Annotated in this window: 9 protein-coding genes; 7 read left to right on the plus strand and 2 right to left on the minus strand. The window is 34.3% G+C overall.

Annotated elements, in window-relative coordinates; all coding sequences use genetic code 11:
* From GXM17_RS14785 to GXM17_RS14795, 3 genes are all read left to right on the plus strand, one after another.
* Positions 1 to 738 carry a DUF6250 domain-containing protein gene (locus GXM17_RS14785; RefSeq protein WP_163400094.1) on the plus strand — a complete coding sequence of 246 codons (738 nt, stop codon included), beginning with the start codon at positions 1 to 3 and terminating at the stop codon, positions 736 to 738.
* Between the two features lie 31 nt (positions 739 to 769).
* Positions 770 to 2,416, plus strand: coding sequence for a GH39 family glycosyl hydrolase (locus GXM17_RS14790; RefSeq protein ID WP_163400095.1), 1,647 nt, complete (start codon positions 770 to 772; stop codon positions 2,414 to 2,416).
* 197 nt (positions 2,417 to 2,613) lie between these two features.
* On the plus strand, positions 2,614 to 6,804 hold the full coding sequence (locus GXM17_RS14795) for a two-component regulator propeller domain-containing protein (protein WP_163400096.1): 4,191 nt from the start codon (positions 2,614 to 2,616) through the stop codon (positions 6,802 to 6,804).
* A gap of 563 nt (positions 6,805 to 7,367) precedes the next feature.
* On the opposite strand, the gene GXM17_RS14800 is transcribed toward GXM17_RS14795, so the two are convergent.
* Positions 7,368 to 9,278, minus strand: a complete 1,911-nt coding sequence (locus tag GXM17_RS14800) for a RagB/SusD family nutrient uptake outer membrane protein (protein WP_163400097.1) — start codon at positions 9,276 to 9,278, stop codon at positions 7,368 to 7,370.
* A gap of 23 nt (positions 9,279 to 9,301) precedes the next feature.
* A complete protein-coding gene (locus tag GXM17_RS14805; RefSeq protein ID WP_208796452.1) occupies positions 9,302 to 12,577 on the minus strand; it encodes a SusC/RagA family TonB-linked outer membrane protein in 3,276 nt (1,091 codons plus the stop codon).
* A 581-nt stretch (positions 12,578 to 13,158) separates the two neighbouring features.
* On the opposite strand from GXM17_RS14805, the gene kduI reads away from it, so the two are divergent.
* The 4 genes from kduI (at position 13,159) to GXM17_RS14825 (ending at position 17,591) form a co-directional block, all read left to right on the plus strand.
* Positions 13,159 to 13,995 (plus strand): 5-dehydro-4-deoxy-D-glucuronate isomerase, encoded by an 837-nt coding sequence (gene kduI, locus GXM17_RS14810; protein ID WP_208796453.1) that lies wholly within the window; start codon positions 13,159 to 13,161, stop codon positions 13,993 to 13,995.
* A 16-nt stretch (positions 13,996 to 14,011) separates the two neighbouring features.
* Positions 14,012 to 14,806: a gluconate 5-dehydrogenase gene (locus tag GXM17_RS14815; protein WP_163400098.1), complete on the plus strand. Its 795-nt coding sequence runs from the start codon at positions 14,012 to 14,014 to the stop codon at positions 14,804 to 14,806.
* Positions 14,807 to 14,817: 11 nt separating this feature from the next.
* A complete protein-coding gene (locus GXM17_RS14820; RefSeq protein WP_163400099.1) occupies positions 14,818 to 15,990 on the plus strand; it encodes a DUF4861 family protein in 1,173 nt (390 codons plus the stop codon).
* Positions 15,991 to 16,451: 461 nt separating this feature from the next.
* Entirely contained in the window at positions 16,452 to 17,591 is a 1,140-nt protein-coding gene (locus GXM17_RS14825; protein WP_163400100.1) for a formylglycine-generating enzyme family protein, read from the plus strand.
* The last annotated feature ends 130 nt before the right edge of the window (positions 17,592 to 17,721 follow it).

Below are 17,721 nucleotides of genomic sequence, written 5' to 3' on the forward strand. Positions count from 1 at the left end.
ATGATACAATTTGCAAAAAAGCAACTGATAGGATATATAAGTTTAGGACTGTTGCTGGCAGCCTGTGCGGTGCATAAGGACAAAAAAGCCGTGGAAACTGACGTAAACACCAAAAAAGAATTGCTCTATAGCGAAGATTTTAGCAACGATATGTCGAATTGGAAAGTAGAGCAGATGCCTAACGGAAAAGTTGAAATTACAGATGAAAAATTAGAAATTGAAGATGCTAAAGGCTGTACGGTATGGTTTGAGAAAGAACTACAAGGTCCTATTATGATTGAGTATGATGCGTTTATTATACAAAAAGGAGGGCCTCATGATAGAGTATCGGATTTAAATTGTTTTTGGATGGCGCAAGATCCGAAAAGTCCCAACAATCTATTTGCAAACGGAGCACAAAGAGGCGGGAAGTTCTCTAATTATGATAGTCTACGATTGTATTATGTAGGTATGGGCGGCAACGATAATTCGAGTACCCGATTCAGAAGATACGTAGGCAATGGCGAAAGACCCGTACTACCAGAACACGACCTGAGCGCTCCTGAATTTTTACTAACAGGCAACACCTTATACCACATAAAAATCATTGCCAATGGCGGTAAAATTCAATTTTATTGCAACGGAAAAAGATTTTTTGATTACCAAGATGCTAATCCGTACACTTCTGGTCATTTTGGTTTTAGAACGGTTGACAACCACATGACTATCGATAATTTTAAAGTGTACCGACTAAAATAAACCACATTAAAGATTTCTAATAAAAAATAGAATGAATAAATTCAGATCATTATTCTTGGCACTTTGCCTGGCCTCAACCGCCTTGATGCATGCACAGGAAGTAAAAGTGAATGCCACGGCCAAAGGCGCCAAATTCGATCATTTTTGGAGTAAGTCCGTCGGAGCAGGGCGTGCCAACGAAGGCTTGCGCGCCGGATGGCTGGAGCAATTGCAACAAGTACAAAAAGATTGTGGCTTTCAATACGTGCGTTTTCATGGACTGTTTCACGATGATATGTTTCCTGTTTTAATTGAAAAAGGAAAAACAGTGTACAACTGGCAATACATTGATGATTTATTTGATAGAATGTTGGATATGAAAGTGAAGCCTTTTGTAGAGCTGGCTTTTTTTCCTACTAGTATTGCGGCCAAAGATTCTAAAACGGTTTTTTGGTGGAAAGCCAACGTAACGCCTGCTGAGGACTCTTTTGAAAAATGGCATGATTTGGTAAAAGCGTTTACACAACATTGTGTAGATCGATACGGAACGGAGGAAGTATTGACCTGGTATTTTGAAGTGTGGAACGAACCGAATCTATACCCGTTTTTTTGGGATGGAAAAAAATCACAATATTATGAGCTATACAAACAATCAGCACTTGCAGTCAAATCGGTGGATAAAAGATTTAAAATTGGTGGACCAGCGACTAGTAATTTTGTTCCCGATACCCGCTTTGATGGCGAAATAGAAGACAAAAAAGCTTCGGAAGAATTATTCAAAACAAAAGATATCAATACGCTAAAATGGCATGCGGTTTGGGTAGAAGATTTTCTAAAATATTGTGACAGAGAAAAACTGCCTGTAGATTTTATTAGCTGTCATCCGTATCCAACTGATTATGCTTTGGATGCCAGTACGGGCAGAGGAAGAGGGCTAACACGTTATGTGAATTCAACCAAAGAAGATCTGGAATGGCTGAATAAAATGGTAGCCAAAAGTGCTTATCCCAATGCCGAATTACACCTTACCGAGTGGAGCACCAGCCCAAGCAGCCGAGATAGAGCGCATGACTTGCTGCCAGCAGCGGCTTATATTGTAAAAGCCAATTTAGATTGTATAGGTTTGACCCATTCGTTGTCCTATTGGACATTTACTGATATTTTTGAAGAAAAAGGAGGCGCTTCGAGTATTTTTCATGGCGGTTTCGGAATGATCAATTTTCAAGGTTTGGTAAAACCTTCTTATCATGCCTATGCCATGTTGCATCAATTAGGAAATGAGCAATTGTTTAAAAATGATAATTTATTTGTAAGTCGTCAGGCTGCAACCGGAAAAATTGTGGCGCTGGCTTACAATTATCCAGACGAAAGTAAAAGTGCAGTTCCATCGGGCTATAAATCCTATGCTGATTTATCCAAAGGTTCTTCAAAAAAAATTAATATTAAGCTATCGAATTTAAAACCAGGAACGCAATTTCAAATGGAACTTTTGGATAAAGATCATGGCAATATTGTAAACTACTGGGAAAATATGGGCAAACCCGAACCGCCTACACGGGTGCAAATTAAAGAATTGAAAAAAGTCGCAATGGATTTAAAAACAGAACTAGTACAAGCGGATAAAAACGGTAATTTAATAATCCAGCAAACTTTGGCGCCTTGGAGCGTTTTACTTATTAAGCAAATCGATTCATTATAAAATAAAGTAGCGATTTGAAGCAGTCTTTTTAAAAAATATTTTTTGTTTAAACATCTTGGATGACTAGTTTTTGTGAACTAGCTATCCAGGATTTTTTAGGTTTATGCCATTACCAAAAATGGTTAACCAATTATTTTCGTATTTCATATTTAATTGTAACTTCGTTTTCTATAAAATTTCCAAAATCTCTAAATAAAATGATTTCAAGAATTAATTATATAATTTTTTTGTGTTTTATTTCATTTAATGTATTTTCTCAATTCGATAATCTGAAATTCGAAAATTTAGATACGCCTAATGGACTTTCAAGTAGTACTTGCTTGGACATTTTTCAGGATAAGGAAGGCTATTTATGGTTTGGTACTATCGATGGGTTAAACAAATACAACGGATATAATTTTGAAATTTTTAGACCTATCCTTAATGATTCAACTTCAATTAGTAGTATTAGGGTCAATGCCATTACAGAGGATCGCTTAGGAAATCTTTGGATTGGAACCAACAATGGATTGAATTTTTTAAATAAAAAAACAAATAAGTTTTCTAGGGTCAATATTTACAGTAAAACTTCTGTTGCTTCCAATACTAGTGAAGTAATAAACGAACTTTTGTTTGACAATTCCACAAATGTTTTGTGGGTTGCGACGAACAACGGCTTAGTTAAAATTTCGTTGGCAAAGGATTATACCAATTTAAATAACTTAAAAAAGGATCATTTTGTTAGTGAGAGCAGAAACAAGAAATCAATAGATAATAATACGGTTAATCTTATTGTAAAAGATAAAAACAATACAATTTGGGTTGGTACCAATGGAGAGCATCTGAACAAATACAATCCTACTAAAAATAATTTTGATAGGATTTACATTCAAAAGCAAAAACAATATGAGTTAAACCACTTAGCAAAAAGAGTTTATATCGATTCTGATGGCGATTTTTGGATAGGAAATGATATTTCGAATATCATTTTATGGAAACCAAAAGCAGGTATATTTACACATATTGCTATAGGAAAGGTTCAAGCACCAATTCAGGACTTATACCAAGACAAAAATGGAATTCTTTGGGCTTCAACAGATGGAGAGGGATTGTTTTTGTACAATAAAAAGCAAGGCCGTTTGCAGCAACATTTGGTTAATAATCCTTTAGATGCTTTTTCGCTGCCTAATAACCAACCTTCTACTATTTACGAAGATCACAAAGGCATTTTTTGGATAGGAAGTTATGACAAAGGAGTAAGTAAATTGGATCCATCGAAATATTCCTTCGGACATTATTATTACAAATCGAACAATATCAATGGCCTTAATGGAAAAATTATCCAATCTGTTTTACAGGATTCTAAAAACCGCATTTGGCTAAGCGCCTACAATGGAGGCTTGAATCTTTTTGACGAAAAAAACAATTCTTTTCAACATTTTGCACATACTGCAAGTCCCAATTCTATAAGCTCTAATAAAATTTTATACACTTTTGAAAGTGCTGATAAAAACATTTGGGTTTGTACACTTGATGGTGGTTTAAATAAGTTTAATCCAGACACACATCAGGTACAGCGGTTTTATCATAACGAAAGTGATCCTCATTCTATTGGTCAAAATTCGGTTTGGGCAGGAGTAGAAGATAATAAAAAAAGAATCTGGTTGGGATTACGATCGGAAGGTTTGAACATTTACAATCCAGCAGACAAGAAGTTTTATAGTTACAAAAGCGATTTGAATGCACAGCATAATCTATTAAGCAATTTTGTTTTTTCTTTATTTATCGACTCCAAAAACCGATTGTTTGTAGGTACTACTTTGGGCGTCAATATGGTCTATTTAAACAAACTAAATGGATTTATTCCTAAGAAGATAAATTTTTCAGAAATTAATGTCAACGGAATCAAAGGGCAACGTATCAATTATATTACCGAAGATCATTTGGGGAATATTTGGGTAGGGGCAGATAGCGGTATCTATCAGTTGGATGCCAATCTGAAATTAGTAAAGTCTTACAATTCTCAAAATGGACTTCCCAATAATTTAGTTGTGGGTATAAAAGAGGACAATCAACATAACTTGTGGATTACAACCAAAAGTGGTATGTCGCTGTTAAATCCAAAGACAGGACATATTAGAAATTTTAATATACATGATGGACTACAAGGGACTGAATTTCAAAGTAAATCCATCGAAAAAACAAGAGACGGACGGATAATTGTAGGAGGAATTAATGGCTTTAATATTTTTAATCCAAAAGATATTACAATAAAATCATCTGTAAAACTTACTCCTAAAATCACAAGCTTTAGGTTAAATAACAAAAAAATTGAAGCGGGTGACCTTGTAAATGGTAGAATACTACTTAAAGAATCTATTACTCAGGTAGATGAGATGGTGTTGGACTATAATGAGAATTATATTTCGTTTGAGTTTTTAGCCTTGTATTTTGAGAATCCTGAGCAGGTGCAGTATTCTTATAAATTGGTGGGCCTGGAAAAAGAATTTGTAAATGTAGGTTCCAGAAGAGATGTTAACTATTCCAATTTACTACCAGGCGAATATACATTTGAAGTAAAAGCCAGTATTGACGGAAAGTGGGAGAATGCTAAAACAGCTCAAATTACTTTTAAAATTTTATCTCCTCCGTGGAAAACCTGGTGGGCGTATTTGCTTTACATCATTTTTGGTATGGGCTTAGTTTGGTTTTTTATGAATTTATATCAAAAATACATTCAGGATGCTCAGGAGCATAAACTTGATTTGATGAAAATTCAGTTTTTCGTTAATGTGTCTCACGAATTTAGAACACCATTAACTTTAATCTTAAACCCATTAGATAAAATTTTAGGTAATATTACGGATCCCGATATCATTAAATCTTCAACCTTATCTGCACAGCGTAGCGCGAGAAGGCTTTTGCATTTGGTTAATCAACTATTAGATTATAGAAAAATGGATGCTGGAATGGCTCCTCTACAGGTAGAAAGAGGCGATTTTGTAAAATTTACTGAAAATATATTTGTACTTTTTAAAGGTTTAGCCGAGAAAAAAGAAATTACCTATAAATTTGAAAGTGGTTCTAAAAGAATAGTTTCCTTATTTGATTTTGACAAAGTAGAAAAAATTATAACCAATTTAATTTCGAATGCAATCAAATTCACCAATAATGGCGGTGAAATTAAAGTGTCGGTAGAACAAGTAGATTCGTTTATGGACAAAAAACCTATGCTTTTTGGGTTTAAAACGGATCGATTTGGTAGCCATGTAAAGATTGTTGTCAAAGATACAGGTATTGGAATGGACAAAGAACAACTAGAAAATGTATTTACCAGGTTCTACAATTTAGATGTTTCAAAATCCGGAACGGGAATTGGACTTAATTTTACTAAGGCCTTAGTTGAAATGCACAAAGGAAAAATATCGGTAAAAAGTAGTCATAAAAAAGGAACTAAATTTACGGTGCGAATTCCAATTGATAATAAAGGCAAGTCAAATGATGTTGAAAATATAAAAAATGAGTTCCTTATTAATTCGATGAAATCGGTTGAATATGAAATGTTGATTTCCAATGAAAATATTACTCGCGAACTTTCCAAAACCACCCTCATAACATCTAAATCATTAACGGTATTAATAGTTGAAGATAACAGAGAGTTGAGAGCTCATCTGAAAGATGATTTAAAGGATGTTTATACTGTTAAAGAAGCTGTAAATGGAGAAGAAGGTTTAAAAATGGCACGTAAATATTTTCCGGACATTATTATTAGTGATGTAATGATGCCAAAAATGGACGGATTTGAAATGTGCAGAATTTTAAAATCAGAATTTGAAACCTGTCATATTCCAATTATTTTACTGACAGCACGAAATAGAGAAGAAGACTTAATATCCGGATATACAAACGGAGCAGAGGCTTATTTGCCAAAGCCTTTTAAAATGAAGGTATTAAAAGTTCGGATCCAAAATCTTTTAGAAGCAAAAGAACGGTTAAGAAAAAGATTTTCTGAAATAGGAGGTATATCTCCTTCGCGTGAAATTACCACAAATAATTTAGATGAAGTTTTTCTGGATAGAGCAACGAAGGTTGTGATGGATAATATAAGTGATATAGATTTTAAACAAGAAGATTTATTAAAAAGTTTAGGAATTGGTAAATCTCAGTTTTATAGAAAAATTAATTCCTTAACTGGAAATAACCCTAGCTATTTTATAAGAACTATTCGCCTTAAATATGCTTCAGAGCTATTACAACAAAATACTTATTCCATTAAAGAAGTAACCCATCTGTGTGGTTTTAACTCGACAGCATATTTTAGTAAAACATTCAAAGAATTATTCAATGTTACTCCTACAGAGTTTATTGAAACTGCTATAGAAGAAAATAAAAATACAAAAGAAAATTAGTAGTGCAACAGGCATAGCTCGTTTCAATAAACAGAATAATTTATTTTAATATATAGTTTATTAAAACTTTATATTGAAAATCATTGTATATTAACCTGTAAGCGAAAATGTTCGGTTATTTTAGAGTTGAACTTACATTCGATTTAATAGAGGATATTTAGCATGTTAATGAGGATGAACAGGCATTTCCTTTTAATTTCTATTCTTTTGAGATGTTTCTTTAAATTAAAGAACTGCGTTTAGAATGCTATTTCAAAACATTAAATCTGTATTTTATTGTACCGACCAACATGCAATATTGATAGGATAACTGTTGCGCACGTTTTTATATATCTGCATTATAATTTAAATATAGATTTTTTCGTAGTACTAATCACCACACATATTGTATGTTGTAAAGTCTCATTGAAAAATGTACATAAAGGCTTCGTTAAAAAAAATGAGGTAAGATGGAATATTGTATGTTTTTTTTTAAAAAGGTGTCAGAATTTTTCCAGCAATAAAAAAACGGCTGCAAGCAAAAATAGTACTTACAGCCGCTAAAAAAACCAAACTAAACTTATTTACCAACCTGGATTTTGTACCAGGTTTGGATTTATTTTTATTTCATTGGTCGGAATAGGATCTACATAATTCTTTTTAGAGAATGATCTATTTCCTGCAATATCAAAAATCAGTGCTCCAGGTTTTGTTTTGGCAATCCCAGAATAGGTAGAGGTGCTTTGCACAGTTGTGGTTAATCCATATGGAAAAGCGCCTGGAGTGTAAATCTTTTGGCTAGGAAATTTTGGATTATTAGCAGTTTCATACTCTGTTCCTGCAATATAATTTAAACAAACATTTTGGTTCAGCTCTGCCTCAGCAATACCCCAACGCTTTAAGTCATCAAAACGGAAATTTTCTCCATCTAATTCGATAGCTCTTTCACGGCGTATTTCGCCCAGCATATTTAAATCATTATAAGGAGCAATCAATGTTTGAGTTAATGGGGCAACTCCAGAGCGGATGCGTATCTTATTGATTGAGATATTTAAATCAGCATCAGATATGCTACCGTTTCCTAACTCGCATGTCGCTTCTGCGTAAATTAACATCACTTCTGCCAAGCGGATATGTGGATAATTGTAAGATTCTTGTCTAGTCTCACGCAGTTTATGCTCAGTTGTGAATTTTCTACCTTCATAACCTACATCACGACCTCCGCCAGGAGATGTTAAAACTGGGACATACCTGTAATCGAAATTGATTCCACTGTTTGCAAATGGCACACCATATTGCGCTCCGCCACCATTAGTGCTGGATCCCCATCCCCAATATTCCTTAAGAGGTTCACTAACAAAACTTCTTAATCGGTAATCGCGGTTTTGAAATTCATCTGTCATCTTTGCATATCCCTTAAATACACTTGAATATTGAACAGGTAACCCATCAGTACACAGATACATATCCATCAATTTTCTTGAAGGACAAATTGGTCGTGCATGAGTAAGATTTTGATTAATTTTTCTAAGTGTAAAATCGAAAACAGTTTGAAAAATAAATTCCTTGTTATTGGCTTTAGTTAATCTGGCTGGATTTGAACCGGCATCTTCCAAATTAAATAGGTAAAACAAATGTCTTTCGCCCATAGTTGCACGTTGGTCCCATAGCTCAAAAGCCCCGCTGTTCATTACCTCAAGCGATGCCTGTTTGGCATTAGTTAACATAGTTGTAATGCTTGGATAATTTGCAGGTTTATTAGAGCCTGCGCCCACAGTTACGCCGTCACCATCTGTATCTTCGCCAACATATTTTTCCCATGTTGCTTCATAAAGTAAAATCCTAGCTTTTAAAGATTTTGCAGCTTCCTTAGATAATAGACCTTGAGTAGCTGTACCCATTGAAGCAGCTGCAGGTAAACCTTCAATTGCAATATTTAAGTCATTAATTATTTGAGTGACAACTTCATATCGGCTATTTCTTTTGCCATATAACTCAGGAGAGTTTACATCAAGCGAACGAGTTATAATAGGAACACCGCCAAACCTTTTCAATAAAAGGTAGTGATGCCACGCTCGGAAAAAATGAGCAGTAGCTACTGGGACTACAATCTGTTTTTTATCACCAGTATAAATTTGTCCTTTTTCAATTAATTGATTTACTGCTCTAAGATAAATATAGTTGTTTTTCCATATATCGTCAGTTGTTGGAGTTACAGAAGTTCCACGGCCATATACATCTAAACTGGATAAATTTCCTGACAAATCAGATGAGTCATCTCCTTCATTTGATTCATGTCCCTCATAATCAAAGCCCAATCGCGTATAAAAATAGTTTGATGCTTTTACAAAATCGGCTGGAGTGTCATAATAAGTTGCTTCGCTTACCACATCTTGTGGTTGCTGATCCAGAAAATCTTCACAACCTGTCAAGATAAGTAAAGGTAATAGAATGGCAAGCCCAATTTTTTTGATATATTTAATTGTATTTTTCATATTTTGTTCAAATAAATTATAGATTAAAAAGTAAGGTCTAAGCCTAATAACATTGTTGAAACATAAGGTACTGTTGATCCCTGAGAAGCTCCCGATACCATTTCAGGATCCATCCCGTCATTTACATTGGATATAACAAAGAGGTCGTTTCCAGTTAACGATATGCGTAAGTTTTTAATGGCTGATTTATCCAGCAAGTACCTCGGCAGGCTATATCCTACTGAAAGTACTTTTGCTCTCATGTAAGAAGCTTTTATAACATTAACATCATTGTTCTGATCATAATTCCATATTCTTCTTGCCGTGTTATAGTACATAGCAGGATATTGTGCATCAGTATTATTTTCAGACCATGTATTTCCCAGGAAAGCTGAGTTTTGGTTGGTAAACCAGCTTGCAAATGGAGCAGATAAGGCTCCGGTTCTTACAATATTTTGCTGGCCTACACCTTGAAAGAATGCACTAAAATCAAATCCTTTATACTCCATACCTAAGCGCAGACCAAAACTATAATGAGGATTTGCATCACCGTAATAAACTAAGTCATCTGTATCTATTATCCCATCACCATTTGCATCAACACGGTTGAGGGCTCCAGGAACTAAACGGTCTGCACTTCTGTATTTAGGAAGCAGTGTCCCTGCCTTCATTACATTCTGATTCGAAGGATCTGCGAAACCATATTGATTATAATAAGCCAAAACCTGATCTTCCGTGGTTAGAACACCATTTGTTTTGTAAGTATATATTGAATTTAAAGGTTTACCTTCTACAATTGCATTGTTCCCTTTTACAATGGCAGTTTTTCCCTCCATGCGGGTTACCTCACTTTTACTGTCCCATACCATTAATCCTATATTATATTTAAAATTTTCTCCAATTTTATCCTTCCAGTTCAAAGAAGCTTCCCAGCCATTAGTTGTAAAATCACCACTATTGGTTTTTGGAGCAGTTCCTCCCAAAACCTGAGGATAGGTAATATTGACTAACATATCATTATTTTTACGAATAAAATATTCAAACGTCCCGCTCAATCTATTTTTTAATGCTGCAAAATCGAGGGCAAAGTTTGTCGTAGCTACACGTTCCCATGTACGATCTGTTGATGTAATGGCTCCAATCCACGCAGTATTAGCCAAGGTAGGGTTTGAACCAAATTGAGTGGATCCTGTACTCATATTAGAGATGTAATCATAAGTTCCGATTCCTGTAACTGAACCAGTCTCTCCATATGAAGCCCGTAACTTCAAATTATCAAAAACATTGGCTTTTTTAATAAAATTCATTTCAGAGAGACGAATACCTGCTGATGCACTGTAAAAGTTTTTCCATCTAAAATCAGGGTGGAGACGAGAAGATCCATCTCGACGGCCTAAAGCCTCTAATAGATAAATGCCATTATAGTCATAGTTGATTTTACCTATATAAGACACTAAACCCACTGCATTACTCCCGCCTTTGTTAGTTTGAGTAGTAACATCGCCAGTATTTAAATCATCTAAGTCATCATCAGTCATATTAGAACGAAACATTTCATAGTTGTTAGTTTGCGTTTCTTCAGCTGTTATCCCAGCTAATAAACCAATATTATGTTGTCCAAACGAGCGCAAATAGTTTCCTTGTATTACATGATTTTGAAAACTAATTTTAGTTTGATTTATTCGTACGCTAGAAGATAGTAAAGTAGTTGGGGTATAAGAAACGTTCCCATCCCAGTCATACATTGTTACAGAAGTGGTTCTGGCATTTTTATTTCCATTCCTTGAACTAAAATTTCCATTGTATTTAAATGACAAACCCTTTACATATTTGTTGAAATTCAGATTTAATGTAGTTCCAAAACGTATAATTTCCTCAACATTTTCAATCCGCCCTCCTTCATCCAGTTTAGCTAATAAGTTATTCCCTCCAAAAATGTCATAATATTGTCCCTGAGGATTGTATAATGGGAAAAGATACATATCTTGTATACCGTGTCCCACACCTTGAGTAGGTTCGTCTACTAAACGATTATCATACGATACAATAAAATCAGTACTTATTACATCGCTTATTTTGTAATTCAAATTGGTACGAAAATTAATTTTCTTGGCTCCATCATATACAAAAGCAATAGGTGAACGCTCATTAGAATATCCAATTGAAGTTCTATAGGTAGCATTTTCATTTCCACCGGAGAATGATAAGTCATGTCTCTGAGAAAAAGTTGGACTGTAAACAGCATCAAACTGGTTTACATCCGAAAAGCGATGTACCTTTCCATTCCAGTTGTAAGTGTCTGGTGCCATAGGCATCGTTCCATCAATTATTGAAAGTAACTCTGGTCGCGTAAAGAAACGATAGTTACCAGCAGCATACTGTGTAACACCATTAGCATCCATATATTCAATTTCATCATTATCGCCTGCTTCTAACCACATTTTTGCCCAATCTTTTAGATTAGTAACGGGAAAATCTTTTGGGAAATTAATTTGGGTTTCACCTCTGTAACTTATTTGCATTTTCCCTCTTTTACCTTTTTTGGTTGTGACTAAAATAACTCCTCCAGCTGCTTTTGTTCCAAAAATAGCCGCCGCCCCATCTTTTAAAACTGAATAGGTTTCAATATCATTTGGATTAATAGTAGAAAGCTGCCATTCAGGAATCTCTAATCCATCTAATAAAATAAGAGGGCCAATGTCATTAACAGAAATGTCACCACGAATCTTAATATTTACACCATCATTTCCAGGACGTGAAGATGTTCGTGTAACCACTACCCCTGGTGCTTCTCCCTGTAAAGCTAATGCGGCACTCGATGTACCTTTACTTCTTGTAACATCATCTCCTTTTAATTGGGTTACAGAACCTGTAAGGGTAGTCTTTTTTTGAGTTCCGAAACCTACCACGATTACCTCATTCAAACTTGAGATGTCTTGTTTTAGTGAAACATTTACAGTAGTTGAAGTTCCAATTTTTACTTCCTGAGTGATATATCCGATATAACTAACGACTAAAATGCCATTACTGTCCGGAACACTAATCGAGTAATTACCATCAAAATCGGTAGTAGTTACAATTTTTGTACCCTTGACCATAATATTTGCACCAGGAATTCCTAAATTGTCAGATGCACTTACAATTTTTCCTTTTATTGTTTTACTCTGGGGAGAATTAAATGTAGCGCTTTTTACAGCAAGTTTATTTGTAGGCGAAATTGCATACATTTGAGTGGACAAACAGATAATCAGCAAACCTACCATCCAATATGGATTTGCTAACGAACTCAGTTTGGACTGATTTAATTTTGGTTTAAGCATAAAGTTTAATTTAAAGTTAGTTAATGAGTTTATTCAAATAGTTAATGCAATGTTAATTATATTGAAATCCTCAGATGATAAATTATTACTCAAAAATGATAATTTATGGTTCTTTTTTTTTAGTCACAGCTTAATATTTATAATAACTAAAACCTTATTTCTTCTATCCAATATTATAAATTCCACACTTGGTAATTGTTTAAGTATGAGGTTAATTAGAATGTTAATTATGCGATGATTATAAAAAATAGTTTTTATTAAAAATTATTGGGATAATTCTATGTGTGAAATGTATTTTTAGCTTACTTCAATTTTATAAAAACAAAATAAATTGTCTTACTTTATAAGTCATGTTATTGAAATAAGTTTTATGAGTAAGTATTGCCTATTTAATTATGTGTTATAGTTTTTGAATTATAATTTATCAATCAACATTCTTACTGTGTGTATTTTTGCACTAATAAATGCATTTTAAATCTAAATTAAATGGTCAATTTTTTTTTGGATTTTACAGTGTCTGATACAAGTTGTGTTAGTTAAATTAATATTAGCATAGCGAGATGATTTTAAAACAAGATATTATGATGAAATTTAACTGTAGGTATGCCTCGAACCCCACTGCTGTAAAACAATATGATACAGAACGGTTACGAGAAGAATTTTTAATTGATGATTTGATGAGGAATAATGAGATAAATTTAACATATACTCATTATGACAGGTATATTGTGGGCTCAGCAACTCCATTAAATTCTTTAATTCTGGAAACAATTGATCCCCTGAAATCTTCTTATTTTTTGGAAAGAAGGGAAATGGGAATCATTAACGTAGGAGGGAATGGCGCTGTCGTTGCGGATGGGGTCACTTACGAACTCGGTTTTAAAGATGCTTTATATTTAGGATGCGAAAATAAGGATGTGGTTTTCAAAAGTGATAACGCAAACAATCCTGCAAAGTTTTATATTAATTCTGCTCCAGCGCACTGTAAATTTCCAAATAAAAAAGTAAGTCTTGCTGAAGCAAAAAAAATAGAATTAGGTACACTTGAAACAGCCAATCATCGTACCGTAAACCAAATGATTATTGGTGGAGTTGTAACAACCTGTCAATTGCAAATGGGACTGACGGAATTAAAAACAGGAAGTGTCTGGAATACCATGCCAGCTCACGTACACGATCGAAGAATGGAAGTATATTTCTACCTTGATATTCCAGAAAACCAGGCTGTATGTCACTTTATGGGACAACCGCAAGAAACAAGACACATTTGGATGCACAACCACCAAGCGGTAATTTCTCCACCATGGTCAATTCACTCGGGAGCAGGAACTTCCAACTATACTTTTATTTGGGGAATGGCCGGTGAGAATTTAGATTACGGAGATATGGATATAGCTAAAATAACAGACTTAAAATAAGAGAAGAAATAATACAATGACAAATTCATTATTTGATATAAGTGGAAAAGTAGCTTTGGTTACTGGAAGCACACACGGTTTAGGAATGGCAATGGCCAAAGGTCTAGGTGAATCAGGAGCGACTATTGTAATTAACGGAAACTCATCACAAACTAAAATTGACGAAGCGGTAGCTAGTTTTACGGCTGCAGGAATAAAAGCAGTGGGTTACAAATTTGATGTGACCAACGAAGGAGATGTAATAGACGCAATTGCTGCAATTGAAAAAGAGGTTGGAGTTATTGATATTTTGATCAATAATGCAGGAATCATCAAGAGAATTCCAATTTTAGAAATGGAAGTGGATGATTTTAAACAAATAATTGATATAGATTTAGTAAGTCCTTTTATTGTTTCGAAGCATGTTGCTAAAGGAATGGTAGCGCGCAGACAAGGAAAAATCATCAATATTTGCTCAATGATGAGCGAATTAGGACGAAATAGCGTTGGGGCTTATGCTGCAGCCAAAGGTGGTTTGAAAATGTTGACTAAAAACATGGCTACGGAATGGGGGAGATACAATGTACAAGTGAACGGAATTGGACCAGGTTATTTTGCTACGGAACAAACGGCTCCAATCCGTGTAGACGGGAATCCTTTTAATGAGTTTATTATAGGACGCACTCCTGCAGCAAAATGGGGAGATCCTGATGATTTAGCTGGTGCAGCAATCTTTTTATCTTCTAAAGCGAGTGACTTTGTCAACGGTCATATTTTGTATGTAGATGGGGGAATTTTAGCAACTATCGGGAAACCGTCTAACGAGATTTAAAAAAAGACAATATGTATAAGTTTAAAATTTTAGGAGTAGCAGTACTTTTATTAAGTCTGCAATCCTGTAAAAAAGAAGAAGGCAACGTAACAATTCACGTTAAAAACGATTTGGACATCGAACGAACTTTTGAAACGATTACGCTTTCAAAAGAGCAATTAAATGTATCAGAATTAACTGATATTGGTGTGAAAGATTCAGAAACAAATGAATTACAAGTGACACAGATGGTAGATAATGATGGAGACGGAATTATGGACGATCTTCTTTTTCAACCTAAACTGCAGCCAAATTCAGAGAGAGAATATCAAGTTGTAAAAGTCACAAATGAAAGAAGACCTAAAGCACCAGAATACTGTTATTCCCGTTTCGTACCTGAACGTACAGATGATTATACTTGGGAAAATGACAAAGTAGCCTTTAGAGTATATGGCCCGACTGCACAAAAAATGAATGAAAACGGTAATCCGGCAGGAACATTATCCAGTGGTGTAGATGCTTGGTTTAAAAAAGTAAATTACCCTATTATTGATAAGTGGTACAAAAAAGATTTAGGAAAAACAGGTAGTTACCATAAAGATACAGGAGAAGGAATGGATGCTTATCACGTTGGACCTAGTAGAGGTGTGGGTGGTATCGCAGTAAAGAGAGATAGCACTTACTATGTTTCGAAAAATTATACCAATTACAGAACAATAACAACGGGGCCAATTAGAACTAGTTTTTTTGTAGAGTATGCTAATTGGAATGCTGATGGTGATGAAATTAAAGAATCACATATTATCAGTTTGGATTTGGGTAATAATTTATCAAAGTTTGAAATTTCAATTGAAGGAACGCAAGATATTTCAGCAGGATTAACATTGCATGACAATAAAGGAGAGATTACAGAAAATAATAAAAATGGGTGGGTTTCGTATTGGGAAAAATACGGAGACTCATACGTGGGAACAGCTATAGTGGGAACTTCAAATTATTTTACAGACTTCGTTGTTTACAAGACTGAACAAGTGGATTTAAGTAACGTTTATGCCAATTTAAAAGTTAAGGACGGTAAGGTCGTTTATTTTGCAGGATTTGGGTGGACAGGAAGTAAACAGTTTAACACTAAGAAAGAGTGGGAAGATTACCTAAGCAAATTTTCAAGAAAGGTTAATAATCCGTTAATTGTAACTATAAAATAGAAATTTGACTAATTTGTTATGAAGTAAAATATAGTTAATCCCTCGGGTGTAATTGAATAATGTAATTACATCTAAGGGATTATTTGAATGGCATAGTACCAAGTAAAAGAAGTTTTATCACACCACAAACTTGCAGTATTGTGGTAGCATACCGGAACTACTAAAGGGAAAATGCAGAAAATGAGGAATCGAAGGCTGGAAAAATTGAAATGATTTTAAACTAAATAATTTGTAAAAATTGAAACATAAATAATAATCATTTTTTATGAAGTCAATACTAGTTTTATTCAAAACGTTATCGATGCGATTCATAATTATCGGAACCAGGATTATAAACAAAAAAAGAGATTAAAATGCTCAATTTACTACTCAAATTAAATTATATAGTATGTATTTAATTTTATTATAAAAAAAAAGGAAATAAAAATTAAAGAAAAATAATATTTTTAAATAATTTTTATATGAAGGAAAGAAAAAGAAAAATAATTAAAATAGGATTTATTATAATTATTCCTTTAGTAGGGTTGTTGTATTTATTGACAAATTCTAATTTATTAAAAGAGGAGGTGAAAAAACTCACCAATAATGAAATTAAAGAACTAAAAGAGGAAGAGAAGTTTGAAATAACAGTCGAAAATAAAAACAGGAAGACTGATCAAAAAAGAGAAGGAATGGTATGGGTACCTGGAGGTGAGTTTTCGATGGGCAGTAATATTAATGATGAAAGTTTGTGCACTATAAAAGGAGTGACAAATGATGCGAGACCAATTCACAGAGTATATGTGGATGGTTTTTGGATGGATAAGACTGAAGTTACCAATAAGGAGTTTGCTAAATTTATAAATGCCACAAAATACATTACTGTTGCCGAAAGAAAACCTCTTCAGGAAGAATTTCCGGGTGTTCCTTTATCGCAATTGATAGCTGGCTCAGGAGTTTTTACACCAACAAAAAGCAAAGTCAAATTAGATGATTATTTGCAGTGGTGGAAATATGTAGAAGGCGCAAACTGGAGACACCCTATGGGTTATAACAGTAATTTGATTGGTAAGGATAATTATCCTGTAGTTCAAATTTCATTTGAAGATGCAGTAGCTTATGCTAAATGGGCTGGAAAACGTTTGCCAACCGAGGCAGAATGGGAATTTGCAGCTAGAGGTGGGAAAACCGCCAGTACTTATACTTGGGGCAGTATTTTAAAACCACAAGGTAAGTTCCAGGCAAACATTTATCAAGGGCAATTTCCTGTTGAAAAAGGGGATACAGGAGAAGATGGTTTTGTTGGAATTGCTCCTGTTGGTCAGTATGAACCTAATGGATATGGTCTTTATGATATGGCTGGAAATGTATGGGAATTGGTAAGCGACTGGTATGATGAGAATTATTATAGTCAGTTAGCACAAAATTATAGAGTATCTTCAAATCCTCAAGGACCTGAGATTAGTAATTACATTAATGAACCAAATTCGTTACAAAAAGTTCATAGGGGAGGCTCTTTTTTATGTACCGATGAATATTGCACCAGATACATGGTAGGTACACGTGGACATGGGGAAATTAAATCATCTGCTAATCACATCGGATTTAGATGTGTTGAGTAGTTTTTCAGAGACACTATCCCAAAAAGTGTGTAAGTTGAAAAGTTTAGGCTCCTGTTTTTATAATCGGAGCCTTTTTTCAAATATAAGGGTAAATTGGTTTAAAACAATACCCCAGTTTTGAATAGGCATT

Source organism: Flavobacterium fluviatile (assembly GCF_010645065.1).
GTDB classification, from domain to species: domain Bacteria; phylum Bacteroidota; class Bacteroidia; order Flavobacteriales; family Flavobacteriaceae; genus Flavobacterium; species Flavobacterium fluviatile.

Excerpts from the sequence above, each read along its gene's own strand:
- GXM17_RS14805 (WP_208796452.1), bottom strand. The coding sequence starts at position 12,577 with ATGCTTAAACCAAAATTAAATCAGTCCAAACTGAGTTCGTTAGCAAAT.
- GXM17_RS14800 (WP_163400097.1), bottom strand. The coding sequence starts at position 9,278 with ATGAAAAATACAATTAAATATATCAAAAAAATTGGGCTTGCCATTCTA.
- GXM17_RS14825 (WP_163400100.1), top strand. The coding sequence starts at position 16,452 with ATGAAGGAAAGAAAAAGAAAAATAATTAAAATAGGATTTATTATAATT.
- GXM17_RS14815 (WP_163400098.1), top strand. The coding sequence starts at position 14,012 with ATGACAAATTCATTATTTGATATAAGTGGAAAAGTAGCTTTGGTTACT.
- kduI (WP_208796453.1), top strand. The coding sequence starts at position 13,159 with ATGATGAAATTTAACTGTAGGTATGCCTCGAACCCCACTGCTGTAAAA.
- GXM17_RS14785 (WP_163400094.1), top strand. The coding sequence starts at position 1 with ATGATACAATTTGCAAAAAAGCAACTGATAGGATATATAAGTTTAGGA.
- GXM17_RS14820 (WP_163400099.1), top strand. The coding sequence starts at position 14,818 with ATGTATAAGTTTAAAATTTTAGGAGTAGCAGTACTTTTATTAAGTCTG.
- GXM17_RS14790 (WP_163400095.1), top strand. The coding sequence starts at position 770 with ATGAATAAATTCAGATCATTATTCTTGGCACTTTGCCTGGCCTCAACC.
- GXM17_RS14795 (WP_163400096.1), top strand. The coding sequence starts at position 2,614 with ATGATTTCAAGAATTAATTATATAATTTTTTTGTGTTTTATTTCATTT.